The following is a 19,264-nucleotide window of genomic DNA, read 5'->3' on the forward strand; positions in this document are numbered from 1 at the left end:
CGCCTGACGGGCTGGGTCTGCCGGGGCGAGCCGGGGCCGTCAGCGCAACGCGTCAGCGACTTCCCGGGCCGCGTCCACCACGCGGGGTCCCACCCGCTCGGGGACGGAGTCCGCCAGCATGACCACGCCGACGCTGCCCTCCACCCCCGTCACGCCCATGAGCGCCGCCGCCGCGCCGGAGGCACCCGCTTCGAGTTCGCCGTGGGTGAGGGTGAAGGCGGTCTCGCCCACCGGCTTCTGTCGTGCGGCGAGGATCGCCCGGCCCGCGGCGCCCCGGTCCAGCGGGTGGCGGAAGCCCGCCCGGTAGGCCACGTGGTAGTCGGTCCAGGTCGGTTCGACCACGGCGACCGCCAGCGCGTCGGAGCCGTCGACCAGGGTGAGGTGGGCGGTGGCCCCGATGTCCTCGGCCAGCGAGCGCAGCGCCGGAAGGGCCGCCTCCCTGACGAGGGGGTGGACCTGGCGGCCCAGTCGCAGGACGCCGAGGCCGACGCGGGCGCGGCCACCCAAGTCACGGCGTATCAGGGCGTGTTGCTCCAGCGTGGCGAGCAGACGGTAGACCACGGTGCGGTTGACGCCGAGTTTGTTGGACAACTCGGTGACCGTCAGGCCGTGGTCGGTGTCGGCGAGCAGTTTGAGGACTCTCAGTCCTCGGTCGAGCGTCTGGGAGGTCTCCGCTGTCACGACGCCCTCTCCTCCGTGGTGAGCGGCCGCGGCTGTCCCGTGGAATGTGCGCCACCGGTCCCGGGGGCGACGCACGGAGAGGCCGCCGGCCTGGCCAAGGCACCGGCTGCGCTCCGCGGCGGCGTTGCCACGGGGCGTTCACATTTTTTGGACAGTAGCGAGCGAGTCCGCTCAGCGGAAGCCCTCGTCCAGAATCCGGTCTCCCTCAAAAACCCGGTTGCGCCGCACGAGCATAAGTGCCGGTCAGCGGCGCGCGGACCGTTCATCGCGCATCTACGCGCGTCCAGGTCGGCCGACTCTCCCGCGACGCTGCGTAGACGGGATGTGAACCACGGTTAACTCACCGTGAAAAATTTTCGGCCGATTCATTGATCGACAAGGCCCCGGCACCCTCTCGGTGAGGGCGTGCCGGGGCCTGTGGTGCCGTACGCGGGTCAGCGCATCCGGGTGGCCCACTCCTGGACCTTCTTGATCCGCTGCTCGATCTGCCCGGCGGTGGCCTCCGCGCTCGGCGGTCCGCCGCAGACCCGGCGCAGCTCGGTGTGGATGACGCCGTGCGGCTTGCCGCTCTGGTGGGTGTAGGCGGAGACCATGGTGTTCAACTGCTTTCGCAGGCCGAGGAGTTGCTTGTGCGTGACGACCGGGCGGTCCTGGGCGGGCTTCTCCAGCAGGTCGGCCTCGGACGCCGGCTTCTGGCGGCTGTGCGCGATCTGCCGGGTCTGCCGCTTCTGGAGCAGCAGCTGGACCTGGTCGGGTTCGAGGAGCCCGGGGATGCCGAGGTAGTCCTGCTCCTCCTCGCTGCCGGGGTGGGCCTGCATGCCGAACTCGGCACCGTCGTAGAGCACCCGGTCGAAGACCGCGTCGGACTCCAGGGCCTCGAAGGGCAACTGCTCCTCGGTCTCCTCGTCCTCCAGCTTCTCCGCGTCGGCGAGGAGCTTGTCCTCCTCGGCGAACGGGTTCTCCTCGTCGCTGCCCTTCTTGGGCTTGTCGAGGACGTGGTCCCGCTCGACCTCCATCTCGTTGGCGAACTCGAGGAGCATCGGGATGGTGGGCACGAAGACGGACGCGGTCTCGCCGCGCCTGCGGGAGCGCACGAAGCGGCCGACGGCCTGGGCGAAGAAGAGGGGGGTCGAGATGGTGGTCGCGTACACCCCGACGGCCAGGCGCGGCACGTCGACGCCCTCGGACACCATGCGGACGGCGACCATCCAGCGGGAGTCGTCCTCGCTGAACTTGTCGATCTTCTTCGACGCCGCCTTCTCGTCGGAGAGGACGACGGTCGCCGACTCGCCGGTCACCTTCTTCAGGATCTTGGCGTACGCGCGTGCCGACTCCTGGTCCGTGGCGATGACGAGCCCGCCCGCGTCCGGGATGCCCTTGCGGACCTCGGTGAGGCGCTTGTCGGCGGCGCTCAGCACGTTGGGGATCCAGTCGCCGGTGGGCGCCAGCGCGGTGCGCCACGCCTGCCCGATGGCGTCCTTGGTCATCGGCTCGCCGAGCCGGGCCGCGATCTCGTCGCCCGCCTTGGTGCGCCAGCGCATGTTGCCGCTGTAGCTGAGGAATATCACCGGGCGCACGACGCCGTCGGCCAGGGCGTTCCCGTAGCCGTAGGTGTAGTCGGCGGAGGAGCGCCGGATGCCGTCGTTGCCCTCCTCGTACACGACGAAGGGAATCGGGTTGGTGTCCGACCGGAAGGGGGTGCCGGTGAGCGCGAGCCGCCGGGTCGCCGGGTCGAACGCCTCCTGGCACGCCTCGCCCCAGGACTTGGAGTCACCTGCGTGGTGGATCTCGTCCAGGATGACCAGGGTCTTGCGCTGCTCGCACCGGTTGCGGTGCAGCATCGGGCGGACGCCGACGCCCGCGTAGGTGACGGCGACCCCGTGGTACTCCTTGCTCAGCGGACCGGCGCTGTAGTCGGGGTCCAGCTTGATCCCTATGCGGGCGGCCGCCTCGGCCCACTGCTTCTTCAGGTGCTCGGTGGGCGCGACGACGGTGACCTGCTGCACGACGTGGTGGTGCAGCAGCCAGGAGGCGAGGGTCAGCGCGAAGGTGGTCTTCCCGGCGCCGGGGGTGGCGACGGCGAGGAAGTCGCGCGGCTGCTCCTGGATGTACTTCTCCATGGCCCCCTGCTGCCAGGCTCGCAGCTTGCCGGCCGTGCCCCAGGGGGCGCGGCCGGGGAAGGCGGGTGAGAGGTGGTGGGAGGCGGTAGTAGTCACGGTCTCCGGTTCGGGTCTCTCGGGTACGTGGGCGCTGCCCGCGCGGGCCGGACCGGCTCCGCACGCGATACGACAACCGGGCCACCCTACCGGGGCGGCCGCCCCGTACCGCGGTGTACCGCACCACCGCACACGGAAGTGCGACGGCTCTCACACGACGACTGCCGCACGGCGCAGGACCGGCGCCCGCTCACCGCTCCCGTACCCGTCCCGCCACCCACGCCCCCGCCAGGGCCACCGCCGCCATCGGGAAGAAGACGACCGCGAAGGCGGAGGGGTGGGAGGTGGCGGCGGCGTCCGTGGCGTCCATCGTGCCGCCGCCGAGGGCCGCGAAGGCGGCGCCGCCCGCGGCCAGCAGGAGGACGTTGGAGAGGCCGTCGGAGATCTGGAGGGCGGCCGAGTTGGCACCGGCCTCCTCGGGGGCGGACAGCTTCAGGAGCAGCACGCTGGTGGAGGCGATCACCACGCCCATGCCGAAGCAGCCGAAGGCCCAGGCGACCGCCACGGTCCACACCGGCACGGAGGAGATCAGGACGGCCGGGGCCGCCGCGATCGACAGGGCGACCAGGACCATGGCGCCGACCATCAGGGGCTCGCGGTGCGGTTCCAGGCGGGGGCGGGACTGCACGTACGAGCCCAGCGCCCAGGTGCCGCCGCCCGCCGCCAGGGAGAGGCCGGCCAGGGTCGGGGACATGCCGCGCTGGGTGACCAGCATCAGCGGGACGAACGATTCGGCGGCGATGAAGGACCCGGCCGCGACCCCGCGCAGCAGCACCACCGCGGGCAGCCCGCGCGCCGCGCGCCACGTGCCCCCGGGCAGCAGGCCCCGGATCGCGGGGACGAGCAGCGCGGTCCCGGCGGCGGCCGGCAGCAGCGAGAGCCAGTTCCGCTCCTGCCCGGCGTACTGGAGGAGCCCGGCGCCCAGCGAGATGCCCAGCGCGAGCGCGATGCGCCGGCGGTCGTACGCCTCCACCGGCGCGTCCGGGTCCGCCGGTCCTGACGCCATGCGCCGGATCTCGGGCAGCGCGAGCGCGAGGGGGAAGACGATCAGGACCGGGATGCCGACGAAGACCCAGCGCCAGCCCAGGTGCTCGGTGACGCTGCCGGCCGCCAGCGGCCCGACGACCGAGGGGATGACCCAGCTCGCGGCGAACGCGGCCAGGATCGCCGGCCGCAGGTGCTCCGGGTAGGCCCGGCTGATCACCACGTACAGCGCGACGATCACCAGCCCGCCGCCGAGTCCCTGGACGGCCCGCCCCGCGATGAACATCCACATCGAGCCCGCGGTCCCGGACAGCAGGAGCCCCGCCGCGAAGGCGCTGATCCCGGCGGCGAGCGGGGCGAGCGGGCCGCGCCGGTCGGCCCACTGCCCGGACAGCACCATGGCGAACAGGCTGGTGGTGAAGTACGCCGAGAACGCGTACGCGTACATCGGGATGCCGTGCAGCTCACGCGCGGCGACCGGCATCGCCGTCCCCACGGCGGTGGCCTCGAACGCGATCAGGAACACCACGGAGACGATGCCGATGCTGAGCGCCCGGTACGTCCGCCCGAGAATCCCCTCGGGCAGCACGGGCCCGGCCGGGGCGGCCGGGGCGGTGGCGTCGACGTCTTCGATGAGGCGCGGGACATCGGCGTCACGCGGTTCCAGGGCGGTCATGAGCCAAGAGTAAGGGGCGAAACCCCTGATGAACCCTGTCGGTGGTCGCCCCCGCTCTCGTCCGTTGGACCTAGGCCCGCTCTCGCGATCGTGAACGGCGTATGGCAGTCCCGTTGCACACCCCCCGAATCCCTTGAGCGCCCCTCCGCCCGGCCCTACGGTCGGTACAGCGACACCACGCAGGACCGTGTGCCCGAGAGGCTCAGGGGCTCGACTGCAACTCGAGTTACACCGGTTCGAATCCGGTCACGGTCTCCATACAACCGCCCGCCCTCTTGCTCCAGGGGGCGGGCGGTTCGGCGTTCCGGGGTCAGTGCGGTGCGGTCTCGGACCAGTGGGCCGAGTACTTCCGGGGAATCCCGTCCGCCTTCGTCACCCCCCAGGGCAAACCGGGTGTGCCGCTCGGGTAGGTCATCTCGGAGTCCTTCGCGCAGCTGAACCCTGCGGTGAAGTAGACGTTGCCGATATCGCCGACGTCCAGGATGACGACGAGCCCATCGGCCGACGTGGCCCGGATCTGCGGCATGTGCGCATCGGAGTCGGTCTCGAAATCTCCGAAGCCCTGCTGCTTCCAGTACCGCTGGACCAGCTCCAGCAGTTCGCCCCGCCGCCGCTCGGATACCACGGTGAGGATCGTCCGGCCCCGGTAGACACTTGTCGCTCCGATCGGCCGGTTGAGACCGTTGTCGCACGCCAATTGCGACGGGTTGTCACGCTCCCATTTCACCGGCGGCCGGATCGCCGCCATCGTCCCGTCGAGAATCTCCTCGGCCCGTTCCCCGGCCTGCTGCATGTCCATCTTGGGTTCTTCCCTGCCCGTACCGCCCCAGCATGCGGTGAGCACCATGGACGGAAGCACGCACCCGAGCAGCCGCACCGACCTCCTCACGAGCCGGTGGCGGACCAGTAGGACGAGTGCTCGTGGGGCCTGAGATCCGGCTCTTCAGGGCCACCGGGCAGGCCGGGGGTCCCCTTCGGGTAGGTCATCTCGGAGTCCGCGACACAGCTGATACCCGCTTCGATGAATACGTTGCCGATGCTGCCGACCTGGAGAATGACGGCGAATCCGTCAGCTGTCCGGGCCCGCATGCGCGGCATTCCCTTGCCCGAGCGAACGGTGAAGTCCCGTGCTCCGTGCTGCTCCCAGTACTCCCGGACCTGTTTCAACAGCTCGCCCCGCTGCTGCTCGGAAACGACGGTGGTGATGTTCCGGCTGCGGAAAACGGTCGTGGTGCCGGTCGGGTCGTTGAGTCCTGTACTGCACGCCGTGTCAGAAGGGTTCCCGTAGGACCACGCCACCGGCGGCCGGATCGCCGCCACCGTCCCGTCGAGAATTTCCTCCGCACGCTCCCCCGCCTGCTGCATGTCCATCTTGGGCTCTTCCCTTTCCTTGCCGCCCTGGCAGGCGGTGAGCAGCACGGCCAGGAGCACACAGCCCAGCAGCCGTACCGGCCTCCTCGCGCCCGTCACCTCGGCGCCGTCGTCGTGATCTCGTCGCCGTGCCCTGCCACAACATTCGCGATATTGGACAGGGAGTCGCCGCCGTCGTCCTTGTCGAAGTAGATCGAATGCGCGGGAGTGTCCCCCGTTATCAGCCCCCACAGGCCGGTGTCTTCGCCGACGGCGACGCTGAAGTGATGTCCTCCGAAGTGGTCGTCGGCCGGGTCGGTGCCGAACCAGTTCACCTTGGGTCCGTACTCGCTCCCGGGGGAGGCATACCTCAGAACGTTTCCCGAGGGCAGGTTGGTCACCTGATCGTGCTCCGCCGCTCCGACGTAGACATGATCAGCGCCCACGCCCAGATCCTCGGCGTGGTCGACTCCGGTGCCCGGACTACCCACGAGGACCACGTCGTCGGCGGGGATTCCACCGGGCAACTGGGTGGCCTGGCCCACGGTGAGAGACCCGTACGAGTGGCCGATGGCCGTCACATGTGGGGACCCGGATTCATTCGTGGCCCGAATGCCGTGCAGGAAGTCGTTGTAGGCCGGAGCACCGGCCTTGGCGTCGTCATCGCGCATGACATCGGTGGACGACCACTCCAGGCCGTTCATCTGGGGTGCGTCGTAGCCGAGCCAGACGATGGAGGCGGTCGTGGTGTCCGGATGCAAGGTGTTGGCGGTGTCCGCGACGTCCCTGGCCCGCTTCAGGTCCGAAACGGCGAAGTGCTCATTCAGTTTCGTCTTCAGACCCGGCACATACGCGGACACGTTCTTCGACGTGTCCGGGTTGCCGTACGACACGATCGCACGGCCGTTGCCCTCCTCGCCGAGGCCGAGGAGATACGGGTGAGGCTTGCGGCCCTGTTCCAACTGCTGCTGGATCCCTTTCACTCCCTCGATCTTGTCCTTCAGCGCCGCCGCCTCGTCGCCCGAGGCCCCCGCGTACCGGGTCTCCAGGCTGTCCAGCAGGGTCGGCAGGTACAAGCGGTTGGCGTGGTCCCGGTCGACCGCCGGGATGCCGTCGCGGTTGCCGAGCAGCTGCGGGTAGTCCTCGATCAGCTCGCCGCGCAGGGTGGGCGAGAGCGAGTTCCACCAGGAGTTGACGGCGTCGGCCGGGGCCTTCGCGTCCGGCATGCCGAGATGTGTCAGCACCTCGTCCTCGATCGCGCCGACCGTCGCCAGCTCGATCGCGAGGTGGGACCAGTCGCCCTTGGCGCACCGGTTGGCCGCGGCCGTGAAGAGCTTGATCTTCGCCGCGTACTCCTTGTCCGCCGCCTGCGCCCCGCGCCACGCCTCGGCGATCCGGTCGGCGTACTCCTGGGCCCGGGCCGCCTGGTCGCGGTGCATCATCCCGACGTCGCCCGGTGCCATGTGGGCGGTGTCGACGGTCGGGGCCGTGACCGAGCCGTCGTCGGCGACCTTGTAGCCGGCGCCCGACGCGTCCGCGAGCGCGGTCTTCAACTTGGCCTGCTGGTTCAGCAGTTCCTCGCCGCAGGCCCGCAGCACCGTGCACACGCTGTCGAGCTCCGTCTTGGCGATGTTCATGTACCACCGGATCCGGCCGAGCCGTTCGGCGGCGGTCTCGGCGGTGAGCCCGCCCCACGCCTGCCCCTTCACGAGGGGATTGTGCAGATACGTGCCGAACTCGCCGGCGCGTGTGGTGATCTTGTCCGCCAGTGCGGCCCAGGAGTCCCCCGCGCCCGTCATCAACAGGGGCTCCGCGTCACGGAGTTCCGGAAGCAGCATCTCAGCGCCCCCCGTTCGCCGACGGCGGCGTGGTGAGGTCCGGGGTGTGCGGCGTGTAGTAGATGTCCGGCGGCTCGACGCCCGGGGCGTAGGGGCCGAGGAACGCGTTCCGTCGCTGCCGGTCCTCGTCCGCGAAGCCGTCGTTCGATTCGCGGACCGCGTCCGCGGCGCCCCCCACCAGGCCCGCCAGCGCGCGCAGCGCCTTCGTCCACGCCTCCAGGCATTCGTCCAGCGCTGGGGCGGACTCGAAGCCCGCCAGCCCCGCCACTGCCGCGTCCGTCGTCTTGAACAAGCCCTTGATGTCGCCGGGTATGTCCTCGGCGACCTTGTCGGCGGCGGCCGCCGCCTTCCTCACCTCGTGCGGGTCGATCCAGAGTCCTTGCGTGCCGCCGGTGATCGGTGTGGCCATGCTTCCCCCCTCGGTCGCAGGTCGCCACACAGTAACCCCCGGCGGCGTACGACGACTTGAGTACGCGTACTCAAGAGGACGTCCACCACCGGGGGTTGGGGCTACGGGAAAGGCCCCGCGGTCAGCTCTTCGGGCTGGCTACCGCTGCCTGGGGGCGGATCGGGAGGCGGTTGACCGGGCGGCCGGTCGCCGCGCGGACCGCCGCCGCGACCGCGGCCGGGGAGGTCACGACCGGGACCGCCGACGCGGGCTTCGCGCCGAACGGGGCGACCACGTCGCGTTCCTCGACCAGCTTCACGATGCGGATCTCCGGCGCGTCCAGCGAGGTCGGCAGGGCGTAGCCGGTGAGGTCCGGGTGGCGGATCAGGCCGCGGGCGGTGCGGAGGTTCTCGGTGAGGGCGGCGCCGATGCCCTGGGTGACACCCGCCTCGATGCGGGTCGCCAGCTGGGACGGGTTGAGGACGCGGCCGACGTCCTGGGCGACAGCCATCTCGACCACCCGGACCGAGCCCAGCTCGATGTCGACGTCCACCACCGCGCGGACCGCGCAGAAGGCCATGCCCACGAAGGCGTCGCCCTGCCCTGACGCGTCCAGCGGCTCGGTGGGGTGCGGGCGGCACTGCGCGGTGGCCCACAGCTCCTTGCCGTCCAGCGCCTCCGACACCGTCGTGGAGAGCACCCCGTCGTACGAGGTGATCTTGCCGTCCGTGATCTGGAGCAGCTCCGTGGACATCCCGAACTTGTGCGCCAGGGGCTGGAGGAGCTGGGTGCGGACCATCTTCGCGGCGCGTTCGACCGCTCCGGCGGAGACCCAGGTGTGGCGGCCGTGCGTGGCCGGGCCCGCGGGCGGCTGGTCGGTGTCGACGGAGGCGACGTGCACCTCCTCGACGCCCAGGGTCTCCTGGACGACCTGCCGGGCCAGCGTGGAGAAGCCCTGGCCCGTCTCGACGGCGGCGCAGATGACGGTGGCGACCGAGTCGTGGACCCGGACCGTGGCCGTGGACACCTCGTCGGCGCCCTCCGCGCCCAGCATGTGGACCATGCCCAGCGCGTACCCGACGCCCCGCCGCACCGCGCCCGGTTCGCCCGCGCCCTCGGGGCCGCCCGGCAGCAGCCAGTCGTCCTCCGGGGCGTCCTTGGGCAGGGCGGGCAGCGGGTGGTCCCGGACGGCGGTGAGCAGTTCGGCCACGGGCGCGGGGCAGGTCACGGTCTGCCCGGTCGGCAGGATGTCGCCGGTCGCCAGCACGTTGCGCAGGCGCAGCTCGGCCGGGTCGATCCCCAGCTTCGCGGCCAGCTTGTCCATCTGGCCCTCGTAGGCGGCGCAGACCTGCATCGCGCCCTCGCCCCGGACGTGGCCCGAGGGCGGGTTGTTCGTACGGACGGCCCAGCCCTCGATGAAGGCGTGCGGGACGACGTACGGACCGCAGGCGAAGGCGACCGCGGCGGCCAGCGACTCCGAGGAGGCGTCCGCGTAGGCGCCCGCGTCCAGCAGGATCTGGGCCTCCACCTTGACCAGGCGGCCCTCCGCGTCCGCGTGGTGGCGGTAGCGCAGCAGGGTCGGGTGGCGGTGGGCGTGGCCGAGGAAGGACTCCTCGCGGGTGGCGGCCAGCTTGACCGGGCAGCCGGTGCGCAGGGCGAGCAGGCCCAGCGGCAGCTGGAAGGCGGGGTCCTCGCGGTCGCCGGTCGCGCCGGGGACCCCGGTGACGACGACCTTGACCCGCTCCGGTTCGAGGCCGAAGCAGGCGGCGGCCAGGTCGCGGTCGGTGTGCGGGTCCGTGGACGCGGTGTACAGCTCGACGCCGCCGTCCGGGCGGGGCACGGCGAGCCCGGCCTCCGCGCCGATCGGGGCGGGGTCCTGGCGGCCGATGCGGTACAGCCCGTCCACGACGACCTCGCCGGCCGCCTCCGGGTCGCCGTAGCGCAGCGGGATGTGGCGGATGAGGTTGCCGTCGGGGTGCAGGGGCTCGGCCTCGAACGCCTTCTCCGGGTCGGTGACCGGGTCCAGTACCTCGTACTCGACGGCGATCGCGGCGGCGGCGAGCCGGGCGGTGTCGGGGTGGTCGGCGGCGACGGCGGCGATCGGCTCGCCGTGGTGGCGGACCAGGCCGGAGGCGAAGACGGGGCGGTCCACGACCTTGCGCCCGTACAGGGCCTCGCCCGGGACGTCCTCGTGGGTGACGACCGCGCGCACCCCGGGCATCTCGGCGGCGGCCGAGGTGTCGATGGAGACGATGCGGGCGTGCGCGTGCGGGGAGCGCAGGACGGCCGCCCAGAGCAGGCCCTCGGCCCACAGGTCGGCGGCGTACGGGAAGGTGCCCTCGGTCTTGGCTCGGGCGTCGGCCGGCGGCAGCGAGGCGCCGATGCCGAGCCGCGGCTGTTCGGCCTCGGGTCCGCCCGGGCCGGCCGGCGACGGGATGCTGATCGTCGTGGGGGTGGCGCCGGCCGCGTCGTTGCTCACGCCATGCCTCCGTCCTGCTGGTGGGCCTGCACACTACCGGCGCCCGGAGCCGCCTGATGCGGGATGCGGGGCTCCTCCGGCTCGCCGGACCCGGTCTCCTCGGCGACGGCTTCGGCGGCGGCCTCGCGGCCCGCGATGACCTCGTTGACCGCGTCCAGGACGCCCCGGTAGCCGGAGCAGCGGCAGAGGTTGCCGCACAGCGCCCGGCGGGTCTCCAGCTCGCTGGGGCGGTGGTTGCCCTCCAGGAGGTCGTGGACGGTCATCGCCATGCCGGGGATGCAGAAGCCGCACTGGACGGCGCCGCAGTCCGCCAGCGCCCGCTGCACGTCGGACGGTTCCCCGTCGACGGCCAGGCCCTCGACCGTACGGACCTCGCTGCCGGCGGTCGTGGCGGCGGGCACCAGGCAGGAGGCGACGAGCCGCCCGTCCACCTGGACGTTGCACGCCCCGCACTCGCCCTGCGAGCAGCCGTCCTTGGCCCCGGCGAGGCCGAGGCGCTCACGCAGCACGTAGAGCAGGGACTCGCCGATCCAGGCGTCCGTCACGGGCCGGTCGACGCCGTTGACGTGCAGGACGTACGAGGCGGCCGGGTGCTCGCTGGGCAGCGGGGGCCCCTCCGGGGCCGGGGTCTCGGGCACCTCCGCGGGCGGGACGGCCTCCGCCTCGGGCCCCTCCGCGTCCGGCACCGCTTCCCCGGCGGGCTCGGCGCCGGGCTCCGCCGCGACGGGGTCCGGGGCGGGCTCGGCGTCGGGTGCGTCCGCGAGGGCGTCGGCCTCCGGGGCGGGCCGCTCGTCGTCGGCGGGCTCCGCCGCCTCGGGAGCGCTCTCGGCGGGGCCTCCGGCCAGGGCGTCGGCCGGTCCGTGGGTGTCGGCGGGGGCGCCCGCGGCCTCCGGCTCCGCGGCCTCGGACGCGTCCGGCTCCGGAGTCCCGGCCGCGTCCGGCACCGCCCAGGGCGCCGGGGCGCCGCCCGGCAGCGTGGCCGGGCGGTCCGCGTACCAGTCGGCGACGGGGGGCGGGGTGTACAGCTCGCCGGAGTCGTCGGAGAGCGGGGCGGCCGGGGCGGGCCAGGACGAGGTGTCCACCGCCCACTGGCCCGTGGCGGCCTGGTCCGTACCGTACGGCTCCTGGTACGAGCCGGTGGGCTGCTGGTCCTCGGGGTGCGGGTAGCCGTAGCCGGACTGCTGGTTCGGGTCGGGCCAGTGCACCGCGTCGGGCGCGGGCTGTCCGGGCTGCTGCTCCGGGGTCTGGACGACCCAGTTGCCGGTGGCCGCCGGGTCGCGGTCGGCGGCCGGGGTCAGCGGCAGGATCATCGGCGGGGTGTAGCCGTGGCCGGGCGCGGCCAGCGGGATGTCCGCCAGGTCCTCCGGCGGCAGCTGGACGAAGGCGGTCGCCTCGCCGTCGTAGTCGCCGCCCTGCGGGGTCGGCTGCCAGCCGCCGTGCTGCTGCTCGGCGGGGTTCTCCTTGCTCACGACAGTGCCCTCCCCAGCGCGCGTCGGGCGAGCGCGGCGACGGTGCGCCGCAGGTGCAGTACGGCGGGGGGCAGCGGTGGTGCCTCTCCCCCGTCGGCGGGTGGTTCCTGGTCCGGGATGCAGGCGGCCGCGACGTACTCGCCGAAGGCGGCCAGCGCGTCGGGCGCGAGGCCGCGCGCCCCGTCCCAGTCGATCAGCGAGGCGATCCAGCGCTCCGCCTCCAGCGGGCGCAGCGGCATCGGGGCGATGGCGCCGACCGCGCAGCGCACTCCGCGCCGGGCCGGGTCGAGGACGATCGCGACGGAGGCGGTGGCGCGGCCCGGGCCGGTGCGGCCGGTGGCCTTGAGGAAGACCTGCGGGGCGTGCAGCAGGGGCACCCGGACGAAGCCAATCAGCTCGGCGGGCTCCAGCATCTCGCGGCCGGCCAGCAGATGGGAGACGGGGATCTCGCGGCGGGCGCCGCCCGGGCCCGCGATGACCAGTTCGGCCTCGAGCGCGGCGAGCACCGGAAGCGCGTCGCCGGTCGGGGCGGCGGTCGCGATGTTGCCGCCGAGCGTGCCGGCGTTGCGGATCTGCGGGGGGCCCGCGGCGCGGGCGGAGGCGGCGAGCGCGGGGATGAGGGCCGCGAAGTCGGGCCGCCCCATGCGGGCGTGGGTCAGCCCGGCGCCCAGCAGAGCGTGCCCGTCCTGGTAGTGCCAGCCGCGCAGCTCGCTGATCCGGCCGAGTCCGACCAGACCGGAGGGGCGCAGGAGCCCCTTGTTGACGGCCGACATCAGGTCCGTGCCGCCTGCCACGGGGACGGCGGCCGGCATGGCGCCGAGTGCCGCCACCGCCTCGTCCAGCGAGGCAGGCAGCGTCACGGACTGCGTCGCCTGCGGTGCGTGCGTGGTCAACCCAGCTGCCCCTTCCCGGTGTCCCGGCGCTCCCGCCTGTTTCGCCGTACGGTACGTGCTCGAAGCCCGGACGTGGCAACTCTGGCACATGTTCGGACCGGCCCGACGCGCAGGTCCGCGAAGGGTGTATCCGTCCGCGGTCAGGGTAATGGTCCCGTTTTCACGCCGGTTCGGCGGTGAGCACCCTTTGCCGGTCTTACACATCTCCGTACGGCTTTCTCCCTCGCGGACACGGCCAGGGCGGCACTCGGGAAACGCCGCCGCCACCACGGTCGCAGGGGCCGTGGTGGCGGGAGAGCGTGTGGGGGCCGGGCTCACACGTTCGGGGGTGCCCCCTCGATCGGGCGTCCGAGGACGCCCGGGCGCTGCTGCCAGGGCAGCGGTCCGGACGGCGGCCGGTAGCCGACGCCGAGCGCGTCGAGCCGGGCGTAGTGGGCGGTCATGCGGCGCTCGAAACCGGCGAAGTCCCGTTCGTCCGGGGCGGGCAGGGCGGACCAGGCGACCTCGGCGAAGGCGGCGAGGCGGGGGAAGACCTGGTAGTCGACGCGGGCCCGGTTCTGCATGACCTCGGTCCAGGCGTTGGCCTGGGTGCCGAGGACGTGCCGGGCCGCCTCCTCGCTCAGGGACGGCGGCACGGGTTCAAAGCGGTAGACGTCCTCCAGGGTGCGCACGTACCCGATGGGCATCGGCTCGTCGGGGCCGCCGTCCTGACGGTGGTCCAGATAGACCTGCTGCTCCGGGCACATGACCACGTCGTGCCCGGCCTCGGCGGCCGCGATGCCGCCCGAGTAACCGCGCCAGGAGGAGACGGCGGCGCCGGGCGCGAGGCCGCCCTCCAGGATCTCGTCCCAGCCGATGAGGCGGCGGCCGCGCTCGGCGAGCCAGGTGTCGAAGTGGCGGATGAACCAGGACTGGAGCTCGTCCTCGTCCGCCAGGCCGAGTTCCTTGATGCGGGCCTGCGCGGCGGGCGACTGCTTCCACTGGTCCTTGGGGCACTCGTCGCCGCCGACGTGGACGAACGGCGAGGTCTCCGGCGGGAAGAGCTCCAGGAGCTCCTCGAAGACTCCCTCGTAGAACCGCAGGACGTGGTCGGTGGGGGCCAGGACGTTCGGTGTGACGCCCCAGTTGTCCCAGACGCCGAGCGCCGAGGTGTCGATGACGTCGGTGTTGCCGAGCTCCGGGTAGGCGCTGATCGCGGCCTGCGAGTGGCCGGGGATGTCGATCTCGGGGACGACCCGGATGTGCCGGGCGGCGGCGTAGGCGACGATCTCCCGGATGTCGTCCTGGGTGTAGTAGCCGCCGTGCGGGGTCTCGTCCCACAGCTCGGAGGCCCGGTGCCCGTACTTGGTACGCGTCCGCCAGGCACCGACCTCGGTGAGGCGCGGGTGGCGCTTGATCTCGACGCGCCAGCCCTGGTCGTCGCTGAGGTGGAAGTGGAAGACGTTCAGCTTGTGCGCGGCGAGCAGGTCGAGGTAGCGCAGGACGTCGTCCTTGGGCATGAAGTGCCGTGCCACGTCGAGCATCAGGCCGCGCCAGCCGAAGCGGGGCGCGTCCTCGATGTCGGTGAACCCGAAGCCGTGGACGGCGGCCCCGCCCACCGGCGCCCGGCGGAACGCCTCGGGTCCCAGCAGCTGGCGCAGGGTCTGGGCGCCCCAGAACACCCCGGCCGGGCTGCCGCCGGTGATGACGACGCCCTCGTCGGACGTGGTGGTCAGCCGGTAGCCCTCGGGCGGCAGGGTGGCGTCGGTGCGCAGCGCGATGGCGCGCGGGGCGGACTCGGGGCCGGGGGCGAGGGGCAGGCCGAAGGCGGCGCCCAGGGTGGCGCGCAGCCAGCGTTCGGTGGTCTCGGTGCCGGGGGCCGCCGCGATGGTGGTGGACGCGTCCAGGACGCATCCGCAGCGCCCCCGGTCGTCGGCGCGCAGGGGCGCCGGGATCAGTTCCATGGCCATGACGTCAGTCCTTAACCGCTCCGCCGAGTCCGGAGACCAGGCGTCGCTGTACGAGTACGAAGAAGACCAGCACGGGCACGGTCATCACCGTCGAGGCTGCCATGATCCCGCCCCAGTCGTTCTCGTCGGGTTTGAAGAAGACCAGCAGCGCCATCGGGAGCGTCGACTGGGAGGTGTCGCTGATGATGAACGACTTCGCGAACAGGAAGTCGTTCCAGGTGGAGATGAACGAGAAGACACTCGTGGCCACCAGGCCGGGGAAGACCAGCGGGAAGAGGATCTGCCACAGGAAGCGGGTGCGGCTCGCCCCGTCGATGTACGCGGCCTCCTCCAGGGCGTCCGGCACGGCCCGTACGAAGCCGCGCAGCATCCAGATCGCGAACGGCAGCGAGAACGCCAGGTGCGGCAGGATCAGCGAGCCGAGCGTGTTCAGCTGGCCGAAGTCCCGCATGAGGAAGAACAGCGGGATCGTCAGCGCCTCGACCGGGACCATCTGCGCGACCAGGAACATGATCAGCAGCGTGGTCCGGAAGCGGAACCGGAACCGGGTGACCGCCGTGGCCGCCAGGAACGCGATGAGCGCGGAGGCGACGACGACCGTCCCGGCGACGAGCAGGCTGTTGAGGAAGTAGCGCCCGAAGTCCTGCTGCTGGAAGACCCGCCGGAAGGAGTCCAGGGACGGAGACAGGGTCCAGGGCCTGGGGTGCGTGGACTGGACCTCGCCCGCCGGTTTGAACGCGGAGAGCACCATCCAGTACAGCGGGAAGGCGACGGCGGCGGCGATGAGCAGCGCGGCGGCCTCGGCGGCGAGCCGACCGGGCCGGCGGACGAACGAGCGGACGGACAGGCTCACAGTTCCTCCCCCTGACGGCGTACGAGGCGCAGGTGGACGAGGGTCACGGCGAGCAGGATCAGCAGCATCACGACGCCGATCGCGGAGCCGAGGCTGTACTGCGAGGAGGCGAACGCCTTCTGGTACGCGTACACGTTCAGCACCAGGTTCTGTCCGGCGATCCCGCCGCCGTTGGTCATGACGTAGATCTGGGTGAACACCTTGAAGTCCCAGATGACCGACTGGATGGTGACGACGGTGAGGATCGGCCGCAGTATCGGGGCCGTGACGGAACGCCAGATCCGCCACTGCGAGGCCCCGTCCAGCGCGGCCGCCTCCAGGACCTCGGTGGGGATCGCCCGGATGCCCGCGTACACCGTGACCATCACGAACGGGAAGGAGCACCACAGGACTTCGAGGAGCACCAGCGTGAAGGCGCTGTAGCGCCCGTACGTCCACGAGTGGTCGCCGAGCCCCAGGATCCGGTTGACCGGGCCGAAGTCGGCGTCGAAGAGGAAGACCCAGACGGTCGACCCGGTGATCGCGGGCGTGGCCCAGGCGCCGAGCGCGGCGAGCATGAGGGCGAGCCGGGGCACGGCCCGTATCCGGGTCAGCAGGACGGCCAGCGCGCAGCCGACGAGCAGGGTGGCCAGGACGCAGGCGGTGGCGAAGACCACGGTGGCGGCCAGGACCTGCCAGAACTGGCCGTCGCCGAAGAGGGTGGCGTAGTTGCCGAAGCCCTGGAAGGTGGCCGGTTCGCCGCCGCTGACCTGGGCCTGGGTGTACTCCAGGAAGGAGATCAGACCGAGCTGGTAGATCGGGTAGACCAGCAGCCCGCCGAGCAGGACGAGCGCGGGCAGCAGATAGAGCCAGGGCGTCCAGCCCGGCCGCCGGGCCGGGGACGCGGACCGGCGGCGCGGGGCGGGGGCGGGTGTGGGGCGTGTCTTGTACGCCGTGCTGTTCGCGGTCATCGTCAGCCCGCGTCGGCGAACGCCGCGTCCATCTTCTTCGCGGCGTCGTCGGCCGCCTTCGCCACGTCCTTACGGCCGCTGACGATCTCCTGGAACATGGTGGGCAGGATCAGCGAGGAGTCGATCTGCCCCCAGGCCGGGGATGCGGGCACGAACTTGGCTCCGGCGCCGAGCGTCTTGACGAAGGGCTCGACGAACGGCTCGCGCTTCGCGGCGGCGGCGCGGACGTCGGTGTAGGTCGGCAGGAAGCCCATCGCGTCGAACATGCGGGCCTGGGACGCCTTGCCGGTCAGCTCCTTCATCAGGTCGACGGCGAGGGTGCGATGGCCGCTGCTCTTCAGCACGCCGATGTTGTTGCCGCCGGCGAAGGCGGGCGCTATGGAGCCCTCGGCCACGCCGGGCAGCGGGACCACGGCGTACTTGCCCTTGACGCTGCCGGCCTCGACGGCCGCGTGGCTGAAGTCGCCGCCGATGGCCATGGCGGCCTTGCCGGACGCGAAGGCGATGACGGTCGCGTTGCCGCCCATGGCCGCGCACTTGGCGGGCGGGCAGTTGGTGGCGCCGAACAGCGAGGTGTACGCCTCGATGCCCTTGCGGGCCTTCGCGCTGTTGATGGCCGACGTGTACGAGGAGCCGTCCTGGTCGGCCAGTTCGCCGCCGTTGGCCCAGATGAACGGCATCGCGCCGTAGGTGTAGGCGCCGCCGACGGCGAGCCCGTACAGGTCCGGCTTCTTCCGGTGGATCTTCTTCGCGGTGGAGATCAGTTCGGCCTGGGACTTGGGCGGCTGGATGCCCAGGTCCGCGAAGACGTCGGTGCGGTAGTAGAGCGCGCGGACGCCGACGAAGAGCGGGGCCCCGTAGACCTTGCCGCCGACCGTCACGGACTGCTTGGCGGCCGGGTCGGTGTCCTTGGCGTCGGCCCAGGCGCCGAACTCGGAGGTGATGTCGGCGAGTCCGCCGTCCTTCACGTATCCGGCGGTGTCGGTGTTGCCGTACTCGATGAGGTCGGGGGCGCTCTTCGGGTCGTTGAAGGCGGCCTTGACGCGCTGGGCGCGGGTCTCGACCGGGATGTACTCGATCTCGACCTTCGCGCCCTCGTGGGCCTTCCTGAAGGCGGCGACCGCGGTGTCGACGACCTTCTCCTTCGGCTTGTTGCCGACCTCCTGGAACAGCCAGACACGCAGCGTGCCGGTCTTCTCGTCGCCCTTGGCTCCGGTGTCGGAGGTCTGCGGCGCGCAGGCGGTGGCGGTGAGGCCCGCCAGGACGAGCGCCGCGGCCGGGGCGGCGATTCGGGCAGAGAACTTCATCCGGGAACCCCTACCGGTCAGCGTTGCAGAATGCGCAACGCGCGTTTCGTTCTGCACAACAGGCAGGAGAGTAGGTCCGGACCTGGACGGCCACAAGTGGTCTGCACCACCTCTGCACCACTCCGTGACCTGCCGGAGCAGCCCGTGCAACGGCACACGAAAAACCCCCGGGGCACGCGGATGCGCGCCCCGGGGGTCTCCCGGACCTTCAGCTGCGGGCCGTACCGGTGGCCGCTACTTCTTGTCCTTGCCGCCCTTGCCCTTGTCGCCGCCGGCGCCCATGGACTCGTAGATCTCCTTGCACATCGGACAGACCGGGTACTTCTTGGGGTCGCGCCCCGGTACCCAGACCTTGCCGCACAGGGCGACCACGGGGGTGCCCTCCAGGGCACTCGCCATGATCTTGTCCTTCTGGACGTAATGGGCGTAGCGCTCGTGGTCGCCGTCGCCGTTCGACACCTGTGGTGTCGGCTCCACGAGGGTTCCGGTACCTGCCCCGCGCTCGGGCTCAAGAGTGCTCATAACCGCCAAGCGTACTGAAGAACGGGACATCAGTTCAGCGAAGGGTCGTCCGGATACGTGGCGATCATGGCCAGTTCGCTGCGCTGCCGCCGCAGCACCGCACGCCACAGGCCCTCCGGGCGCGGCGAGGACACGTCACCGGGCTCCGATTCCACCACGTACCAGGCGCCCTCGGACAGCTCGCGCTCCAGCTGTCCGGGCCCCCAGCCCGCGTACCCCGCGAAGATCCGCAGCGAGCCCACGGCCGCCGCCAGCAGCTCGGGCGGCGCCTCCAGGTCGACCAGGCCGATCGCTCCGTACACCCGGCGCCAGCCGAGGGGTCCCTCGCCGCCCGGGATCACCGCGACCCCCAGGGCGGAGTCCAGCGAGACCGGTCCGCCCTGGAAGACGACCTCCGGCTCACCGGTCAGCCCGGCCCAGGCCGCCAGGATGTCCACGACGCCCACCGGGGTGGGCCGGTTGAGGACCACGCCGAGGGAGCCCTCCTCGTCGTGGTCGAGGAGCAGCACGACCGCGCGGTCGAAGTTCGGGTCCGCCAGGGCGGGCGCGGCCACGAGCAGCCGCCCTGTGAGCGAGGACACCTCGGTCATGGGAGAAATGATCCCGCATCCCGGGTCGTGGCGGGGGCCAAGTGACACGGTCGTCGCGCTCGGTGCCCGAGCGCAGCTCAGGGCGCACGGGTGCACGAGGAGCGCACGGTGGGACCGGC

Annotated in this window: 16 protein-coding genes and 1 tRNA gene; 1 reads left to right on the forward strand and 16 read right to left on the reverse strand. The window is 72.0% G+C overall.

Annotation, left to right across the window (positions count from 1 at the left end):
* Positions 1-39: 39 nt before the first annotated feature.
* From OHS17_RS12285 to OHS17_RS12295, 3 genes are all read right to left on the reverse strand, one after another.
* A complete protein-coding gene (locus OHS17_RS12285) occupies positions 40-681 on the reverse strand; it encodes an IclR family transcriptional regulator (protein WP_018100771.1) in 642 nt (213 codons plus the stop codon).
* Between the two features lie 434 nt (positions 682-1,115).
* The gene (locus tag OHS17_RS12290; protein ID WP_037785584.1) at positions 1,116-2,897 is read right to left on the reverse strand and encodes a DEAD/DEAH box helicase; all 1,782 of its coding nucleotides are present in this window, start codon (positions 2,895-2,897) and stop codon (positions 1,116-1,118) included.
* Between the two features lie 190 nt (positions 2,898-3,087).
* Complete coding sequence (locus OHS17_RS12295; protein ID WP_330312196.1) at positions 3,088-4,557, reverse strand: MFS transporter; 1,470 nt, start codon at positions 4,555-4,557, stop codon at positions 3,088-3,090.
* 183 nt (positions 4,558-4,740) lie between these two features.
* Between OHS17_RS12295 and OHS17_RS12300 the strand changes: the two genes are divergently transcribed.
* Positions 4,741-4,815, forward strand: a tRNA-Cys gene (locus tag OHS17_RS12300).
* A 52-nt stretch (positions 4,816-4,867) separates the two neighbouring features.
* Here OHS17_RS12300 and OHS17_RS12305 read toward each other — a convergent pair.
* The 13 genes from OHS17_RS12305 to OHS17_RS12365 all read right to left on the reverse strand — a co-directional run bounded on the left by OHS17_RS12305 (position 4,868) and on the right by OHS17_RS12365 (position 19,145).
* Positions 4,868-5,434, reverse strand: a complete 567-nt coding sequence (locus OHS17_RS12305) for a hypothetical protein (protein WP_330312197.1) — start codon at positions 5,432-5,434, stop codon at positions 4,868-4,870.
* Between the two features lie 8 nt (positions 5,435-5,442).
* Positions 5,443-5,976: a hypothetical protein gene (locus OHS17_RS12310; protein ID WP_330312198.1), complete on the reverse strand. Its 534-nt coding sequence runs from the start codon at positions 5,974-5,976 to the stop codon at positions 5,443-5,445.
* A 47-nt stretch (positions 5,977-6,023) separates the two neighbouring features.
* A complete protein-coding gene (locus OHS17_RS12315; RefSeq protein WP_330312199.1) occupies positions 6,024-7,745 on the reverse strand; it encodes an alpha/beta hydrolase in 1,722 nt (573 codons plus the stop codon).
* 1 nt (position 7,746) lies between these two features.
* The gene (locus OHS17_RS12320; RefSeq protein ID WP_330312200.1) at positions 7,747-8,154 is read right to left on the reverse strand and encodes a hypothetical protein; all 408 of its coding nucleotides are present in this window, start codon (positions 8,152-8,154) and stop codon (positions 7,747-7,749) included.
* 121 nt (positions 8,155-8,275) lie between these two features.
* Positions 8,276-10,612, reverse strand: coding sequence for a xanthine dehydrogenase family protein molybdopterin-binding subunit (locus OHS17_RS12325; protein ID WP_330312201.1), 2,337 nt, complete (start codon positions 10,610-10,612; stop codon positions 8,276-8,278).
* Complete coding sequence (locus OHS17_RS12330) at positions 10,609-12,081, reverse strand: 2Fe-2S iron-sulfur cluster-binding protein (RefSeq protein ID WP_330312202.1); 1,473 nt, start codon at positions 12,079-12,081, stop codon at positions 10,609-10,611. The genes OHS17_RS12325 and OHS17_RS12330 overlap by 4 nt, the downstream gene beginning before the upstream one ends.
* The gene (locus tag OHS17_RS12335) at positions 12,078-12,974 is read right to left on the reverse strand and encodes an FAD binding domain-containing protein (protein WP_143616248.1); all 897 of its coding nucleotides are present in this window, start codon (positions 12,972-12,974) and stop codon (positions 12,078-12,080) included. Before OHS17_RS12335 ends, OHS17_RS12330 begins: the two co-directional genes overlap by 4 nt.
* A gap of 314 nt (positions 12,975-13,288) precedes the next feature.
* On the reverse strand, positions 13,289-14,923 hold the full coding sequence (locus OHS17_RS12340; protein WP_330312203.1) for a beta-N-acetylhexosaminidase: 1,635 nt from the start codon (positions 14,921-14,923) through the stop codon (positions 13,289-13,291).
* Between the two features lie 4 nt (positions 14,924-14,927).
* Positions 14,928-15,776 carry a carbohydrate ABC transporter permease gene (locus tag OHS17_RS12345; RefSeq protein WP_330312204.1) on the reverse strand — a complete coding sequence of 283 codons (849 nt, stop codon included), beginning with the start codon at positions 15,774-15,776 and terminating at the stop codon, positions 14,928-14,930.
* Entirely contained in the window at positions 15,773-16,726 is a 954-nt protein-coding gene (locus OHS17_RS12350) for a carbohydrate ABC transporter permease (protein WP_330312205.1), read from the reverse strand. The genes OHS17_RS12345 and OHS17_RS12350 overlap by 4 nt, the downstream gene beginning before the upstream one ends.
* A 2-nt stretch (positions 16,727-16,728) precedes the next feature.
* The gene (locus OHS17_RS12355) at positions 16,729-18,033 is read right to left on the reverse strand and encodes an extracellular solute-binding protein (RefSeq protein ID WP_330312206.1); all 1,305 of its coding nucleotides are present in this window, start codon (positions 18,031-18,033) and stop codon (positions 16,729-16,731) included.
* Positions 18,034-18,267: 234 nt separating this feature from the next.
* Positions 18,268-18,555: a DUF3039 domain-containing protein gene (locus OHS17_RS12360; RefSeq protein ID WP_026171211.1), complete on the reverse strand. Its 288-nt coding sequence runs from the start codon at positions 18,553-18,555 to the stop codon at positions 18,268-18,270.
* Positions 18,556-18,584: 29 nt separating this feature from the next.
* Positions 18,585-19,145: a YqgE/AlgH family protein gene (locus OHS17_RS12365; protein ID WP_018100784.1), complete on the reverse strand. Its 561-nt coding sequence runs from the start codon at positions 19,143-19,145 to the stop codon at positions 18,585-18,587.
* Positions 19,146-19,264 lie beyond the last annotated feature (119 nt).

This window comes from Streptomyces sp. NBC_00523 (assembly GCF_036346615.1).
Taxonomy (GTDB): Bacteria; Actinomycetota; Actinomycetes; order Streptomycetales; family Streptomycetaceae; genus Streptomyces.